Annotated in this window: 14 protein-coding genes; 7 read left to right on the top strand and 7 right to left on the bottom strand. The window is 36.7% G+C overall.

Annotated elements, in window-relative coordinates:
• Positions 1–17: 17 nt before the first annotated feature.
• From ISU00_RS04590 to ISU00_RS04600, 3 genes are all read right to left on the bottom strand, one after another.
• Positions 18–1,283: an MFS transporter gene (locus ISU00_RS04590; RefSeq protein WP_228852866.1), complete on the bottom strand. Its 1,266-nt coding sequence runs from the start codon at positions 1,281–1,283 to the stop codon at positions 18–20.
• Positions 1,276–2,979: a single-stranded-DNA-specific exonuclease RecJ gene (gene recJ, locus ISU00_RS04595; RefSeq protein ID WP_228852867.1), complete on the bottom strand. Its 1,704-nt coding sequence runs from the start codon at positions 2,977–2,979 to the stop codon at positions 1,276–1,278. Before recJ ends, ISU00_RS04590 begins: the two co-directional genes overlap by 8 nt.
• Before the next feature lie 67 nt (positions 2,980–3,046).
• Entirely contained in the window at positions 3,047–3,469 is a 423-nt protein-coding gene (locus ISU00_RS04600; RefSeq protein WP_228852868.1) for an OsmC family protein, read from the bottom strand.
• A gap of 137 nt (positions 3,470–3,606) precedes the next feature.
• Here ISU00_RS04600 and ISU00_RS04605 point away from each other — a divergent pair, with 137 nt between their 5' ends.
• Together ISU00_RS04605 and ISU00_RS04610 are read left to right on the top strand one after the other, a co-directional pair.
• Positions 3,607–6,720, top strand: a complete 3,114-nt coding sequence (locus ISU00_RS04605) for a SusC/RagA family TonB-linked outer membrane protein (protein WP_228852869.1) — start codon at positions 3,607–3,609, stop codon at positions 6,718–6,720.
• A gap of 10 nt (positions 6,721–6,730) precedes the next feature.
• Positions 6,731–8,209 (top strand): SusD/RagB family nutrient-binding outer membrane lipoprotein, encoded by a 1,479-nt coding sequence (locus ISU00_RS04610; protein ID WP_228852870.1) that lies wholly within the window; start codon positions 6,731–6,733, stop codon positions 8,207–8,209.
• Positions 8,210–8,251: 42 nt separating this feature from the next.
• Here ISU00_RS04610 and ISU00_RS04615 read toward each other — a convergent pair whose 3' ends face one another.
• Both ISU00_RS04615 and ISU00_RS04620 read right to left on the bottom strand, forming a co-directional pair.
• Positions 8,252–9,280: an aminotransferase class I/II-fold pyridoxal phosphate-dependent enzyme gene (locus ISU00_RS04615; protein ID WP_228852871.1), complete on the bottom strand. Its 1,029-nt coding sequence runs from the start codon at positions 9,278–9,280 to the stop codon at positions 8,252–8,254.
• Entirely contained in the window at positions 9,280–10,299 is a 1,020-nt protein-coding gene (locus ISU00_RS04620) for a dipeptide epimerase (RefSeq protein ID WP_228852872.1), read from the bottom strand. The genes ISU00_RS04615 and ISU00_RS04620 overlap by 1 nt, the downstream gene beginning before the upstream one ends.
• A gap of 68 nt (positions 10,300–10,367) precedes the next feature.
• Between ISU00_RS04620 and ISU00_RS04625 the strand changes: the two genes are divergently transcribed.
• On the top strand, positions 10,368–10,958 hold the full coding sequence (locus ISU00_RS04625; RefSeq protein ID WP_228853714.1) for a carboxymuconolactone decarboxylase family protein: 591 nt from the start codon (positions 10,368–10,370) through the stop codon (positions 10,956–10,958).
• Between the two features lie 11 nt (positions 10,959–10,969).
• Here ISU00_RS04625 and rsmI read toward each other — a convergent pair whose 3' ends face one another.
• Both rsmI and ISU00_RS04635 read right to left on the bottom strand, forming a co-directional pair.
• On the bottom strand, positions 10,970–11,641 hold the full coding sequence (gene rsmI, locus ISU00_RS04630; protein WP_228852873.1) for a 16S rRNA (cytidine(1402)-2'-O)-methyltransferase: 672 nt from the start codon (positions 11,639–11,641) through the stop codon (positions 10,970–10,972).
• 14 nt (positions 11,642–11,655) lie between these two features.
• A complete protein-coding gene (locus ISU00_RS04635) occupies positions 11,656–12,405 on the bottom strand; it encodes a hypothetical protein (RefSeq protein WP_228852874.1) in 750 nt (249 codons plus the stop codon).
• Positions 12,406–12,563: 158 nt separating this feature from the next.
• On the opposite strand from ISU00_RS04635, the gene ISU00_RS04640 reads away from it, so the two are divergent.
• The 4 genes from ISU00_RS04640 to ISU00_RS04655 all read left to right on the top strand — a co-directional run bounded on the left by ISU00_RS04640 (position 12,564) and on the right by ISU00_RS04655 (position 16,009).
• Entirely contained in the window at positions 12,564–13,217 is a 654-nt protein-coding gene (locus ISU00_RS04640; RefSeq protein ID WP_228852875.1) for a thymidine kinase, read from the top strand.
• A complete protein-coding gene (gene alr, locus ISU00_RS04645) occupies positions 13,204–14,310 on the top strand; it encodes an alanine racemase (RefSeq protein WP_228852876.1) in 1,107 nt (368 codons plus the stop codon). The genes ISU00_RS04640 and alr overlap by 14 nt, the downstream gene beginning before the upstream one ends.
• Before the next feature lie 82 nt (positions 14,311–14,392).
• Positions 14,393–14,806 (top strand): large conductance mechanosensitive channel protein MscL, encoded by a 414-nt coding sequence (mscL, locus tag ISU00_RS04650; RefSeq protein ID WP_228852877.1) that lies wholly within the window; start codon positions 14,393–14,395, stop codon positions 14,804–14,806.
• Between the two features lie 213 nt (positions 14,807–15,019).
• Positions 15,020–16,009 carry an aspartate-semialdehyde dehydrogenase gene (locus tag ISU00_RS04655; protein WP_228852878.1) on the top strand — a complete coding sequence of 330 codons (990 nt, stop codon included), beginning with the start codon at positions 15,020–15,022 and terminating at the stop codon, positions 16,007–16,009.
• The last annotated feature ends 64 nt before the right edge of the window (positions 16,010–16,073 follow it).

The raw sequence follows: 16,073 nt of genomic DNA on the forward strand, positions 1-16,073 counted from the left end.
AAGGGTTGTTTATTAGTTTAACTGTTCTCATGCTCCTGCATATCTTTTGTTAGGTCTAGTTTCCTGAATGAAGGTAATGCAAATCCGGTAGTAACTACCGTGACTAATGTCATACAACCTCCAAAGACTACTGCCGTTACTGTGCCCATTAACTTAGCTGTTAGCCCACTTTCAAATGCGCCTAATTCATTTGAGGATCCTACAAATATAGAATTTACAGAGGCTACACGGCCACGCATATGGTCTGGAGTTTTTAATTGTAATATAGTCTGACGTATAACCATAGAAATACCGTCTGTTACTCCACTGAAAAACAGCGCAATAACAGAAAACCAAAAAATTGTCGATAAACCGAATCCGATTATAAAAAGTCCAAAACCAAAAATGGCTATCAACAATTTCATCCCTGCATTTTTTGTAAGTGGCATGTAGGCTGAAGCCAACATGGTAATTGAAGCCCCAACCGCTGGGGCAGCTCTTAGGATTCCAAATCCTTCGGAACCTACCTTTAAGATATCCTGTGCAAATACGGGTAATAGAGCAACTGCACCTCCAAACAAGACGGCAATCATATCCAACGTTATAGCTCCTAAAATTGCTTTGGTTTTATAAACATATTTAAGTCCTTCCTTAAGACTTTGAACCACCGGCTCCCCAATCTTGGGATTCAAAATTGGTTTTTTTGGGATTCGAAGGAGAATGAAAAATGATAAAACTACTAACCCAAAAATGAGACTTAAAGACCAGTGAACACCTATCCAGTTAATACAAAAACCAGCAAATGCCGGCCCGAAAACTGAAGCTATCTGCCAAGTAGAACTACTCCAGGTTGCCGCATTGGGATATACTTTTTTGGGAACAATAAGAGCAACTAATGAGAATATCGTTGGCCCAAAAAATGAACGTAAAAAACCTCCAAAAAACACCAATGCATAAATACAATATAAGATTGTGTTTTGAGACCAACCACTTACAACCCTTGGCCACGTTAATAAGAACAATCCCAAACTAATTAGGGAGAAAGCAGCTATACATTTTGCCAATAGATTCCTTTTTTCCTTTTGATCGACTATATGCCCGGCAAACAGAGCCATTGAAACAGCAGGAATGATTTCCATTAATCCTATTAAACCAAGGGAAAAAGGATCTTTGGTAAGACTATAAACCTCCCACTCTATTACAATAAATTGCATGGTCCATCCGAACACTAAAACAAAACGAACCAACAAAAATGTATTGAATTCTCGGTACCGAAGAGCGGCGTAAGGATCTGACTTACTCATTTAAAGCAGGTTTTAGATCCCTTAATTTTAGTTGCAAGGAAATATTGCCATTCCAGTCGTTTTCATCTATTGAATACACTGCTGCAAATTCCTGACTGTTTTTGATAAGATCAATTTTATCACCTAAACCAAAACCTATTGCCGTGATGGAAGGCGAACTCTTATGTTTCACAACTACTCTTAAATGAGTTTTATCTTCACCCACACACTTTCCATAACCAGTATCCTGCAATCCATTGGTCATGAAAACAGGGGTCATATTACCTGGGCCAAAAGGGGCAAATTGTTTCAATATTCTATAAAATTTTGGATTGATTTCTTCAAGGTCTAAAGGACAATCAATTTTTATTTCTGGTGTTAATAAGGTTTTATCCAATGTTTCAGAAACGACTTTTTCGAAGGCTTTTTTAAAACTTTCATACTGCTCTTCCAATAAGGTTAATCCTGCAGCATATTTATGACCACCGAACTGCTCCAAAAAATCGCTACAAGCTTCAATGGCGTTATATACATCAAAACCACAAATAGACCTTGCAGAAGCAGCTAACTTATCACCACTTTTTGTAAAAACCAAAGTAGGACGGTAGTAAGTTTCTGTTAACCTAGAAGCCACAATACCTATGACACCTTTATGCCAATGTTCGTTATATACCACTGAGGTGTATCTATCCTGCTCATTTAATTGAATAATTAATTCAAGAGCTTCTTCTGTTATTCTTTGATCAGCATCCCGTCGATCTGTATTAAACTTGTCAATTTCAGAGGCATATAGGGCCGCAAGATCAGGATCAGATTCTTTCAAAAGTGCAACCGCATGTTGTCCATGTTTCATTCTGCCAGCTGCGTTAATACGAGGGGCAATTATGAAAACAACATCGGTTATGTTTAATTCCTCTTTTTTTACATTGGCAATTAAGGCCTTAAGCCCAGTTCTTGGAGAAGAATTGATTACCTGTAAACCTAAATAAGCTAAAACCCTATTTTCACCGGTCATAGGAACAATGTCAGCGGCTATAGCAGTAGCTACCAAATCTAAATATGGTATTAGCTCATCAACCTGTCCATTGTTATTAGAATGTAAGGCTTGGATAATTTTAAATCCTACTCCGCATCCACACAGTTCTTTATAAGGATAAGAACAATCCGATCTTTGAGGATCCAATACCGCAACGGCGGCAGGCAAAATATCTCCCGGTCTATGATGATCACAAACAATAAAATCGATACCTAATTCAGAGGCATAGTTTACTTTGTCTACATCCTTAATTCCGCAATCCAATGAAACAATAAGAGACACCTCATTGTCTGATGCAAAATCGATTCCTTTAAATGAAACACCATAACCTTCATCATAACGGTCAGGTATATATGTTACAACCTCAGAAGTTAGAGATTCCAAATAAGTTGACATTAGGGCAACCGAAGTCGTACCATCAACATCATAATCTCCATAGACCATAATTCTTTCACCATTTTTGACCGCTTTCTCAATACGGGTAACAGCCAAATCCATATCCTTCATTAAGAAAGGATCATGAAGATGTTCAATTGATGGTCTGAAAAATAATTTTGCATCTTCATAAGTTTCCACCCCTCGCTGAACCAACAATCGGCAAAGTTTTTCATCAATTCCTAATGAATTTTGAAGAGATTTTACTTTTTGTGGGTCGGGTTGTGGCTTAATAGTCCAACGCATAGAAACCATAAATATTAGGGCAAAAGAATAGCCCTATAAAAGTAATAAGAATGGTAAAGAAATAATGCTACAGTTGGTGGTTTTCTATTTGAATATTGATAGTTGCAAAATTCCTGAACATTGTCATTACACCACAATATTTGTTTACCGATAAATCCACAGCTTTTTCAAGCTTACTCATATCTAGATTGTCCCCATAAAAATGATAGGTTAAATCAACAGTGTGATAAATAGCTGCGACATCATCGGTTAAATGCCCTATAGTATCAATGGAGAAGTCTTTTAGGTCTACACGCATTTTCTTCAAAATGAAAATTACATCCAAACCGGAGCAACCTGCCAAAGAAGACAACATCAAAGCCTTAGGGCGCAATCCTTCGCCAGAACCACCCATCTCTGTTTTAGTATCTATATTTAAGGTTAAGCCGCTAGGGTTATCCGATTCGAATAATGTATTTCCCTTCCACTTAGTGACCACTTTATTTTGCATTTCTAAAAATTGAATGGTTAAAACTGCAAATTTAATAGTAATGAATGTTAAACTTTAATTTTTGTAACTTAGATTCAACTTTCCCCACGAATAATTTTTACTTTTAATTATCTAACTCAATTTAATTTTTCAATTCTATGAAAAAACTCTACACTTTTTTCTTAGTCTTTGCTTTTCCTATAACTCTAGTTTTCGCCCAAATGGCGGTGAGGGGAAAAGTAATTGACGAGACTGGAATGCCATTGCCCGGTGTGAACATTGTTATTAAAAACACCTCGCAAGGAACTTCGACAGATTTTGATGGAAATTTTCAAATTAATGCCAATCAAGGAGATATTTTGGTTTTCTCTTACGTTGGTTATTTAAAGCAAGAAATTACCGTATCTGAATCCACAATTAATGTAACCATGCAACCAGACGCTTCCGCCTTAGGCGAAGTAGTCGTAACAGCTTTTGGTATTGAAAAGGAACAGAAATCCTTGGGGTATTCTGTAACACAACTATCTGCTGAAGATGTTGAAATTCCAGGCAGTACAAACCCATTTGCCTCAATCCAAGGTCGTGTTGCTGGGGTTCAAATCAATCAAACTTCTGGGACCTCAGGAGGAGGAGTGGACATTTTAATACGGGGTGTAACCTCCATTGATCCAAACCGAAGTAATCAACCCTTGATTATAGTTGACGGTATTGCATTGAATAATGATACCTTTGCGGGTAATGTTTTACCTAGTTCAGGTTCTAATTCACCCAGCAGTCGTGAACAATTCGCATTTTCAAACCGGGCCGCAGATATCAACCCTGATGACATTGAAAGCTACAGTGTGTTAAAAGGAGCGGCTGCAACTGCACTTTATGGAATTAGAGCTGCAAATGGAGCGGTTATTATAACAACCAAAAAGGGAAAACAAGGTAAGGCTAAAATAAATCTCTCGGCTTCTACAAGTTTCAGGAAGGTAAACAAAACTCCAGACAGACAGACTTTATATCGTGAAGGCTTTGCAGGTTTACCTAGGACACTTTACGACCCAGATAGCGAAACAGGATTTAATCGTGTTCAACAATCAACCTCATTTTATTCATGGGGGCCTTTATATTCTGATGATTCAGCAACATTGTCTAATGGCGATGTTATTGACTTAAGCAATGATCGATATTATGATCCTTATGAGCTTTTTAGAACAGGAGTAAATAAAGAGGTCAATTTTAATATAAGTGGAGCTTCAGAAAAGTTAAATTACTTTTTTTCTGCAGGAAAAAATTCTGATGAAGGTATACTACCAAACACAGATTATGACAAAACTACCTTACGCTTTAATGGTGGATTTCAGGCTACTGACAATTTCAACATTAAAAGTTCAATTGCATACACAAAATCTGGAGGAACTAGAGCCATATCGGGTGATAAATCCGTATTAAGTTCACTCTATTATTTTAGTGGCACTTTCCCTATAAATGATTACCAAAACCCAGATGGGTCCAGAAGAGATTATTCTTTTGGAATTATTGATAATCCAAGATATCTAATGGAAAAAAGTGCATTAACTGACGATGTTGATCGATGGGTTGGCAATGTTTCTTTTGGATGGCAACCGCTCAGTTGGCTGGATGTGAATTACGCAATCCAAATGGACAATTATACTGATAGTAGAAATAGATATGCTCCACCCGATACAGACGTAGGATCTCAGGTTGGAGGATTTGTTCTAAACCAAAATATAGTATTTAATGCCATAGAATCAAACTTTTTGGTAACTGCAAGCCATGATATTTCTGAAGATTGGAGTGCCTCTCTAACCTTAGGTCATCAGCTGACAGATACTGAAAGAAATTATACGGAGGTTCGAGGAGAAACACTGAACATCCCCGGGTTAAATGAGCTCGCCAATACAATTAACATTTTTGCCAATAATAGTGATGTCCGTTTAAGAAATATGGGGGTTTTTGGAGAACTCAAGGTAGATTTTAAAGATCAATTATTCCTAACCGTTACAGGTAGAAATGACTGGCTATCAACCTTGCCAGCTTCAAACAGATCATTTTTCTATCCTTCCGTAAGTGCGGCTTACAATTTTGCTTCCTTAATTGAGGATAATGATATTTTAAGTTATGGAAAGTTACGAGCCTCATGGGCTGAAGTAGGGAAAGGCCCCCTTTTCGGGCAAATTGGTGACTTTTTTGTAAACGATGCTGATTTTCCATTTGGAGGCCAAGGAGGATATTCTTCCGACACCAGCAAAGGTGATCCGAACATTGTGCCAGAAACAACACAATCTTTCGAGATAGGTACAGATTTGAGGTTTTTCAAAAATCGCATACGTTTAGACTATGCTTATTATAAAAGTAAAGTTAACAATCAAATATTCAGCGTTGGAACTGCTTTTTCATCGGGAATTTCAAGTTATGTTAGGAATGCTGGAGATTTTGAAACGAGTGGACATGAATTACTTATAAGTGGTGATATTATACGAAATCAAGATTTACGTTGGGAATTAATCGTAAACTGGTCCACAAGCGAAGGGAAAGTTTTAGAGTTGCCTGATGACGTTGAAAGTGTAGTTTTTGCAGATTCCGGTTTCCCTGGTATTACTTCTGAGGTAAGAGAAGGAGATGAAATGGGTAGTATCTATGGGTATACATGGGAATACCTAGATGGACAAAGGTTAATTTATGATGATGGGTTCCCAAGAATAGATTTTTCCGAACGGAAAATAGTGGGGAATGCATTTCCAGATTTTATTGCTTCTCTAGGAAACAATCTACATTATAAAAACTTTGATTTCAACTTCTTATTGGAATGGAAAAAAGGCGGCGACCTTTATGATGCAGGGCGCAGAAATTCAATAAGAAATGGAGTGCCACAATCAACCCTTACCAGATATGAGGATGTCGTTTTAAGTGGAGTTAATTCTTCTGGGCAGCCAAATACTACACCTGCATACATAGATGAAAATTATTATAGAAGTTCAACAATATATAATAGAGCTTCAGAAATTTTAGTCTTTGATGCATCCTGGGTAAAACTTAGAAATATTGGGGTGACTTATAATTTTGGGCCTAAGGTTTTAGAGAAACTAAAAATAGACCGTTTAGGATTAAATGTTAGTGCTCAAAATATCCTAATATGGACACCTTTTGATGGTTATGATCCTGAAGGAAACCAATATAGTGCGGCAAGTAATGTTTATGGATTTACTGGCTTAAATGTTCCATTGGCAGAAAGCTTTTCATTTGGAGTGAATTTTGGATTTTAAAAATTATGTTATGAAATATATACAACTAAAAATATCATTGATTTTCATCGCCCTCGCCTTTTTGGGTTGTAGCGATGAGTATTTTGACGTGAACACGCCTTCAGGTACCGCTACGGAAGAACAATTAGAAATGGGAGACCTATTGGCACCTGTTATTCATAGTTTTATGGAGGGAACGTATTCCGCAGAACAAGCCTTTGGAAATTACACCCAATATTTTGTAAGCCAAGGAGGTGGTGCGGTAGGTAGGACAGAAGCAGCTGGTCTTTGGGCCGAAATTTATTTGAAAGTATTACCCAACGTTAAGGTAATCAAAGAAAAAGCTGCAGCAAACGGGGCGACACATTATGATGCTGTAGGAAATATATTAACTGCAGCAGCTATAGGACTGGCCACAGATACATGGGATGATATCCCATACAGTGAAGCGAGTGAAGGACCTGAGAACAATTTCCCAAGTTTTGACAGACAAGAGGAAATTTACCAATCTATTTTTGCCTTGTTGGACAGTGCGATAACCTCCCTATCCCAACCCGATCCTTCACCTTTCAGTTTAAGCAAAGGGGATTTAATCTACGGAGGTAATTCTGATAAATGGTTAAGAGCTGCCTATACTTTAAAAGCACGATATCAATTACACCTCGTAAATAAAGGTTCTGTGTCGGCAAGCGAAGTTGTCACCACTATTCAAAATGGATTTATTTCGAACTCCGATGATTTCCAAATGTCTTATGACGACAAAAATATTAACCCATGGTATTCCTTAGAAATATTAGCCCGAAATACAGGAAACTTCCATCATGACATTGCTAGTCAATTGGTAAGTAGTATGAATGGTGATTACTTTCCTTTTTCAGATACTAATTTAGAAATCGACCCTCGTTTACCTGTTTTTGCAACTAATGAAGGAGATGATGAATGGAAAGGATTTGTAAGTGGAGGAAATGGGGAATCACCAGATGGTTCAGATGCCAATACGTTGTTTGTGGCTGATGGTTATTATACCCGGATTGATGCACCGCTAGTATTGATAACTTATGCAGAAGCCAAATTTATTGAGGCGGAGGCACGTTTCTTAGCAAATGGGGGCACCACATCTAGCACTGGCTCAACCTCAGAAGCATATAACGCTTATTTAGAAGGTATTAATGCAAGCATGGACAAATATGGTGTTGATGGGTCTGAATATATAAATGATGGTTCTATATCAGTTGGTGCCGACAATTTGAGATTAGAACATATTATGAAGGAAAAATACATCCACAATTTCTTAAATCCAGAAACATTTTCAGATTTTCGAAGGTATGATTTTTCAGATGACGTATTCAGAGGTTTAACCATTCGCCTAGACAATGATGATGTTGAAGAGGAATTTGCCGGACAGTGGTTCAGAAGAGCTGAATACCCTACAACCGAGCAAAATAGAAATAGTAATGTGGTAACTCCACTTTTTGAATCTGCTATTACACCAGTTTGGTGGGATCAATAATTCAAATTTCACATAAAAAAAGCCGCAATCAAGCGGCTTTTTTTATTCAAAATTGTTTAAAACCGTCACCAATGTTTCGATGTCTTCTCTCCTATGATCAGCAGTAATAACAATCCTGCTAATTAAATTGGCTTTATCTGGATACCCAAATTGAGTAATCACCAATCCATTCGACAAACAATGTTGATAAATGTTTGGGTTTTTAGAATAGATGACGGGGTACCTCTTGTTGAACGAAAAACCTCCAGTGTTCACAAAGGCAGCATCAATATAACTTAAATGACTTTCAAGTAATTCTCTTTGATTTTCGTAAAGTTCTTGGCTATCTAGAAATGTTTGCAGTATTGCCGGGGCAGGACCAGAAGAAGTTACAAAATCTGGGGTTAATCCTATTTCAGAAACCAATTTTCCTGAACCTGCAATTAATCCTGCACCAATACCTAAAGCTTTACCCAAGGAGGAAACCATAATTTTTTCTTTTATAATGGGATGATCTATGGTTGAAAAAATACCATTTCCGGACTTCCCTAAAATTCCAATACTATGGGACTCGTCAACAACTAAAATTACAGATTTCGCTTTAGAAATCATTTCAAGAAAACTTAAATCAGTTTTTTTTACATGTGAACCTAAAACAGCATCTAAACAAATGACAATAGTTTCCTTAATATTATCAGTGAGCACAGAATTTAGTTTATTTTCAATAAAAAGTGAGGTGCTATTAGGAGCAATAATTGCTGGATGACTCCCAGGGTAATGAAAAAATTTAAGGTCTCTCCTTGAAAGAAAGCCCAAAACCATCTTTGCAGCCATAACACCTGCAGATGTAACCAAAGCATTTTCAGAGCCGATCTTTTTGGCCATGAAATTCTCAAAATCTTGGTATACGCTTAATTGAATATTGGCCTTTCGAGAACTACCATAAAAAGTTCCCCAACGACCTAAATTATGTGCAAAACGTTCCTGAAATTTCTTGTTTGTGGAAATCCCTAAATATGAAGTTCCACCGAAATATAGATAAGATTTGTTTTCGAAACTTATTGTTCTCCCAGGAAATGCTTCAATTTTCATTATTCTGAATATAGGACCGCTCCAATTCCTGGTCTATCACTATAGTGTATTACGCCTTCTTCAAAGGTTACCCCATCAGCAATATCCTTTGCCAATAATAACGGCCCATCCATATCTACATAATTTAAAAGTGGTAATAGATGAGCAATTGCTGATATACCAACTGTTGATTCGGTCATGCAACCAACCATAGTCTTCATCCCAAAGGCCCTAGCCTTGTTAAGCATGTTATAGGCTGCGGTGAGTCCACCGCATTTCACAAGCTTCACATTTATGCCATGAAAATGCTCATGACATTTATCCACATCACCTTCCACCAAACAACTCTCATCTGCAATAATGGGTAATTCTGAATTTAAAAAAACTTCTCGATGGCCCTTCCAATTATTTGCTGGTAAAGGTTGTTCAATAAATTCCACTCCTAATGCTTTCAATACTTCGGAATTCTCAATCGTTTGGTTTACCGTCCAACCGCAATTCGCATCTACCCTAAACCTAGCATTTGTATGTTTACGCAATTCCCTTACAATGTCTAAATCCTTATCCGTACCCAATTTTATCTTATAGATTGGCCATTTGAATTCGGTTATTTTTTGTACCATTTTTTCTACAGTATCAATACCTATAGTGTAATTGGTCATTGGATTTTGGGAAGGGTCTAACTTCCAATATTCATATAATTTAAGCCCTTTGTGTTGGGTAAATAAATCCCAATAGGCTAAATCCAAAGCACACAAAGCAAACATATCATCTTCCACTAAGACTTTAATTTCTTTCCAAAACAATTCTGGATTAATAAATTCCTGCAGGCCTTCTATAAAGGGCCTCGCTTTATTAATTGAAGCTTCTAAGCTTTCCAAAGTGGTTTTATAATAAGGATTAGCTGTTGTTTCACCATAACCAGTATGACCACCCATACTTAAAACCACAATAAGAGAAGGCTGAAAATCATGTGATTCTCTAGAGATGGTAAACGTATGTTTCAACTGAAGATTGAATTTTTTTATTTGAAGTTCCATAGAATACAAAAAGAGGGCTTAAAAGTAATAAAATAATACCTTTGGAATTAACTCTAAACACTTCAATAATGCCATTGGTTAATCCCCTTCCACCTGATTATGACGAAGAAACAAAGGAATTAGCAGAATTCTTCAATGAAACCTTAGGATTTTGTCCTAACTCAGTACTTACAATGCAGAGACGACCAGCCATTTCAAAGGCTTTTATCAACTTAAATAAGGCTGTAATGGCCAATGAGGGCCGAGTTACCTCCCCATTAAAAAGAATGATTGCCTGGGTAAGCAGCAATGCAGCTGGTTGTAGATATTGCCAAGCACATGCCATAAGGGCGGCAGAACGGTACGGTGCAGAGGCTGAGAAACTTGAAAACATTTGGGACTATAAAACCCATCCCGCTTTTTCTGAGGCAGAACGTGCGGCTTTAGATTTTAGTTTGGCTGCCAGCGTTATTCCAAATACGGTAGACGAAAATATTAAAACCAATCTTTATCTATATTGGGATGAGGGTGAAATTGTTGAAATGTTGGGTGTTATTTCGCTATTCGGTTATCTAAACCGCTGGAACGATTCTATGGCCACCTCAATAGAGGAGGGCGCGGTTGAAAGTGGCAAACAATTTCTCGGAAAACACGGTTGGACCAAAGGGAAACACCAATAATAATACACAGATTATTTCTTGCCTCCTAAAACAATAACTATTTCACCTTTTGGGGGTTTAGAGGAGTAATAATCCAGAACTTGCTTTATGGTACCCCTTTTAGTTTCCTCAAACATTTTTGTAAGTTCCCTGGAAACAGAGATTAGGCGATCTTCACCAAAATATTCAATAAAATTTGCAAGTGTTTTCAGGAATTTATGAGGGGATTCATAAAAAACCATGGTTCGAGTTTCTTCTGCCAACTCAGTTAAACGTGTATGGCGGCCTTTTTTAACTGGTAAGAATCCTTCAAATAAAAATTTATCATTCGGTAATCCAGAATTAACAAGCGCAGGGACAAACGCCGTTGCACCTGGTAGGCATTCTATTTCAATTTGATTTTCAATACAGGCACGGGTCAATAAAAATCCAGGATCCGAGATGGCCGGGGTCCCTGCATCTGAAATTAATGCGATTGTGGAACCTCCTTGTAAAACTTTTATATAGTAATCTAATTTTTTATGCTCATTATGCATATGGTAAGATTGCATAGGGGTATCAATCTCGAAATGTTTAAGGAGTTTTCCTGAAGTTCGCGTATCTTCTGCAAGGATAAGGTCTACTTCTTTTAAAACCTCAATAGCCCTGAACGTCATGTCTTTTAAATTTCCTATAGGTGTAGGAACAAGATATAATTTAGACATACCGTCTGAACAAATTAGTCAAATTTACTTTCAATAAGTTCGAGAAAACGCTGTTCCATTTCCTCCTTGCCTTTCCACATATTGTAGTCTGGCTTAACCTGATTTTGGATTAAATTAGATGCTTCCTTAAAATTTTGGGCCGTATTTATTTGTGATAATACCCGATCATAATCTTCTCGCTTCCCATCAAAAAGATGTTTAATAAAGGCGAGTTTATCATTCAAACCAATGACAACACCTTTACCTTTCAATACATCATTCACAGACCTCTGATAAATTTTTTCTTGAGCCTTACTTATAGGCTCAAACTCCGGCATATCCTTAAAATCCTTCGTTAGATTATCGAATTCTGAAGGTTCATCTTCCTCAGGTTGATGATTGTTTTGATCCAAAACAATTTCATCCTCTTCCACTTCTTCTTCATCTGGCATATGGGCTACAATGTTTTTTATTTTCTCCATTACAGGTTCCATAATTTCCTCATCTTCATTTTCTTCTTCCAACTTTAAATAAATGGAATCTTTCGACTCATTCTCTAAATTATTATTGCTTAAAACTCGGTCTAACATTTCAAAAAATGTAGATTCGCTCTCTCCTATAGATGGTAAATCCTCCAGGAAATGTTCCTTCGCAAATTTTAACACAGATAATTTCTCATATAATTGAGCCACTTCCTCATGCATTTTCTCAACATCTTCCCTACCGCTTAATTTTAAAATGCGATGGGCGATGCTCATTAACTCAGTTTCAATTTTTTTAATCATTTTATCCAGGTGTTATTGTATTTAGGGGTAAAGGTCTTTCTAAAATCAAACGTTAGAAGTCCTCTTAAATTTTATATTCTTTAACTTTTGATATTCCATAAATTTAAGCAACCTTTATACCTTTGAGGCTTCGGAATCAAGAGGGTTAAAATTACAAAATGTTTCTCGAAAATACCGTAAATCATAAGGAACAATTCGGATGGATTGAGGTCATCTGTGGATCAATGTTCTCTGGCAAAACAGAGGAACTAATTCGTAGATTGAAACGTGCCAAATTTGCCCGTCAAAAGGTAGAAATTTTTAAACCGGCCATAGACCAGCGTTACCATGAAGAAATGGTAGTTTCCCATGATTCTAATGAGATTAGATCTACACCTGTTCCAGCAGCAGCTAACATTCCAATACTGGCAGATGGTTGTGATGTTGTTGGAATTGATGAAGCCCAATTTTTTGATGATGAAATAGTCCGGGTTTGTAACGACTTGGCTAATAAGGGTGTGCGTGTTATTGTAGCCGGCCTCGATATGGATTTTAAAGGAAACCCTTTTGGACCAATGCCTAATTTAATGGCAACCGCAGAGTACGTAACCAAGGTTCATGCAATTTGTACCAGAACAGGAAATTTGGCCCAATATAGTTACCGTAAATCCAATAGCAATAACCTTGTGCTATTAGGAGAAACCGAAGAGTACGAACCCCTTAGCAGAGCGGCATTTTATAAAGCAATGCTGAGGGACAAAGTTAGGAACATGAATGTCAATGATCCCGAAGAAATTATAGTAAACCCTAAACAATCCAATGCCAAAGGCTGAGCAGACGGTAATTGAAATTAACTTAAATGCTCTAACCCAAAACTTCAATTTTTTAAAATCCAAATTAGAGCCCGATACCAGATTTTTAGCTGTGGTTAAAGCTTTTGGGTATGGAAGCGATGCCGTAATAGTTTCATCGCATTTAGAGAAATTAGGCGCAGATTATTTAGCTGTTGCATTTACGTCTGAAGGCGTTCATTTAAGACAGGAAGGTATTAAGCTTCCTATTTTAGTACTACATCCACAGATTACTGATTTCAAAACCATTATCGATTATTGTTTAGAACCAAATCTTTATTCATTTAGGGTATTAGAATCATTTATTGAAACCTGCACAGAATTAGATTTAAACAACTATCCAGTTCATATTAAATTTAATACTGGATTAAATAGATTAGGTTTTCGATCAAGCGATATTAAAAACGTCTCAGAATTACTGAAAAATGGAAATTATATCAAAGTGAGGTCGATTTTTTCTCATCTTGCGGCGAGTGATGACTTATTAAAGGATGCTTTCACCAGGAACCAAATTGAGGATTTTCAGAATATATTCAAAGAACTAACTGATAATTTGGGTTATCGACCTATTCAACATATTTTGAATACATCTGGAATTTTAAATTATCCGGAAGCCCAATTTGATATGGTGCGATCGGGCATAGGCCTTTATGGATTTGGAAATTCACCTTTATTCAAAAACAATCTTACTCCTATAATTACCGTAAAATCGATTATTTCTCAAATTCATGAAATTGAGCCAGGGGAAAGTGTAGGTTATAACTTCGGTTTTGTAAGTGATACTTATAGACGTACAGCCACTATTCCTATAGGCCATGCTGATGGAATCGGCCGTCAATATGGACAAGGAAAAGGTTATGTTACCATCAATGAAGAACGGGCCATAATTGTTGGAAATGTTTGTATGGATATGCTCATGGTAGATGTAACAAATATCAACTGTGAGGAAGGAGATGAAGTCGTAGTTTTTGGTCAATTTCCTGACGCCGAAGAATTCTCCTCAACCGCAGATACTATATCCTATGAACTATTAACCGGTTTATCTAGAAGAATTAAACGCATCGTAAATTCATAGTTGTATGAATTTTCTGTTAGAATTAAAAAATTTCAATATTTTTAACTCATTGAAAATTAACCCCTAACACTAATCTAAAATTATGCTAAAAGAATTTAGAGATTTTATTATGACCGGCAATGTCATTGATTTGGCAGTTGCGGTTATTTTAGCCGGTGCCGTTGGCTTGGTCGTTACTGGATTTACAAACGATATTATGATGCCAATTGTAGGCCATTATGCTGGAGGTATGGACTTCGCAGATATGAAATTAATACTTGACGAAGCGGTAACTAATGCAGAAGGAGAAGTTGTAGAGCCAGAAAATGCCATTATGTATGGCAAATGGATCAATGCAATTATTAATTTAATCATTGTTGGTTTCGTGTTGTTTATAATTGTGAAAGCCTACAATTCCACTAAAAAGCCAAAAGAAGAGGCACCAGCTCCACCTCCAGGTCCTACCGAAATAGACTTACTCAAGGAAATCAGGGACGAATTGAAAAGAAAAGTTTAGCGCTCCGCTACACTACATAATTAATTATTTAAACCACTCTTTTTAGGGTGGTCTTTTTTTTAAATTTTTGAAACATCCTCAAACAATATTACATACATTTGCAGCTTCTTAAAAGTTAAGCCTCAAATGGTTAATTATTAAGAAACTATATTTAAAAACATTAATAAATTTTTAATTAAACAAAACCAATATTTATAATTAAATCCAATTAAAATGAAAGTTGCAGTTGTAGGTGCCACCGGTATGGTCGGCCATGTGATGCTAAAAGTCCTAGAAGAAAGAAATTTTCCCGTTACTGAATTGTTGCCAGTGGCTTCAGAAAAATCTGTTGGCAAGACCATTAAGTTTAAGGATAAGGATTATAAGATTATTGGATTGCAGGATGCGGTTAATGAAAGACCAGATATTGCATTGTTTTCTGCTGGTGGTGGCACTTCCTTAGATTGGGCACCAAAATTTGCAGAAGTTGGTACAACCGTGGTAGATAATTCTTCAGCATGGAGAATGGATGCCACCAAAAAGTTAGTGGTACCAGAAATAAATGCGGATATATTAACAAAAGAGGATAAAATTATCGCGAACCCTAATTGCTCAACCATACAAATGGTAATGGCATTAGCACCGCTTCATAAAAAATATAAGATTAAACGTATTGTCGTTTCAACTTACCAGTCTGTTTCCGGAACTGGTGTAAAGGCAGTTAAACAACTAGAAAATGAAATTGCTGGCATTGAAGGAGAAATGGCCTATTTCTACCCAATAAGTAGAAATGCAATACCTCATTGCGATGTTTTCGAAAACAATGGGTACACAAAAGAGGAAATGAAATTGGTTCGTGAAACCCAAAAAATCCTTGATGACCGTTCTATAGCTGTTACAGCAACAGCTGTAAGAATCCCTACCGCAGGAGGACACAGTGAAGCGGTTAATGTTGAGTTTGAAAATGATTTCGATTTGAAAGATGTTCGCCATCTTTTGGAATCTACTCCTGGAGTAGTTGTTCAAGACGATTTAGAAAAAAATAGTTACCCAATGCCAATCTTGGCTCATGATAAAGATGAGGTATTTGTTGGAAGGATTCGCAGAGATGAATCTCAGCCCAATACATTGAATATGTGGATTGTAAGTGACAACCTAAGAAAGGGAGCCGCTACAAATACAATTCAAATAGCGGAATATTTAGTAAAGGAAGAATTGGTTTAAAATAAATTACCAAAATAAACTTTAACACCTATAAACTTGATTTTTATCTGTTTATAGGTGTTTT

It is taken from the genome of Aegicerativicinus sediminis (assembly GCF_015476115.1).
Classification (GTDB): domain Bacteria; phylum Bacteroidota; class Bacteroidia; order Flavobacteriales; family Flavobacteriaceae; genus Aegicerativicinus; species Aegicerativicinus sediminis.

Coding starts and splice junctions, on each gene's coding strand:
- ISU00_RS04590 (WP_228852866.1), bottom strand. CDS start 1,283: ATGAGTAAGTCAGATCCTTACGCCGCTCTTCGGTACCGAGAATTCAAT.
- recJ (WP_228852867.1), bottom strand. CDS start 2,979: ATGCGTTGGACTATTAAGCCACAACCCGACCCACAAAAAGTAAAATCT.
- ISU00_RS04600 (WP_228852868.1), bottom strand. CDS start 3,469: ATGCAAAATAAAGTGGTCACTAAGTGGAAGGGAAATACATTATTCGAA.
- ISU00_RS04605 (WP_228852869.1), top strand. CDS start 3,607: ATGAAAAAACTCTACACTTTTTTCTTAGTCTTTGCTTTTCCTATAACT.
- ISU00_RS04610 (WP_228852870.1), top strand. CDS start 6,731: ATGAAATATATACAACTAAAAATATCATTGATTTTCATCGCCCTCGCC.
- ISU00_RS04615 (WP_228852871.1), bottom strand. CDS start 9,280: ATGAAAATTGAAGCATTTCCTGGGAGAACAATAAGTTTCGAAAACAAA.
- ISU00_RS04620 (WP_228852872.1), bottom strand. CDS start 10,299: ATGGAACTTCAAATAAAAAAATTCAATCTTCAGTTGAAACATACGTTT.
- ISU00_RS04625 (WP_228853714.1), top strand. CDS start 10,368: ATGCCATTGGTTAATCCCCTTCCACCTGATTATGACGAAGAAACAAAG.
- rsmI (WP_228852873.1), bottom strand. CDS start 11,641: ATGTCTAAATTATATCTTGTTCCTACACCTATAGGAAATTTAAAAGAC.
- ISU00_RS04635 (WP_228852874.1), bottom strand. CDS start 12,405: ATGATTAAAAAAATTGAAACTGAGTTAATGAGCATCGCCCATCGCATT.
- ISU00_RS04640 (WP_228852875.1), top strand. CDS start 12,564: ATGTTTCTCGAAAATACCGTAAATCATAAGGAACAATTCGGATGGATT.
- alr (WP_228852876.1), top strand. CDS start 13,204: ATGCCAAAGGCTGAGCAGACGGTAATTGAAATTAACTTAAATGCTCTA.
- mscL (WP_228852877.1), top strand. CDS start 14,393: ATGCTAAAAGAATTTAGAGATTTTATTATGACCGGCAATGTCATTGAT.
- ISU00_RS04655 (WP_228852878.1), top strand. CDS start 15,020: ATGAAAGTTGCAGTTGTAGGTGCCACCGGTATGGTCGGCCATGTGATG.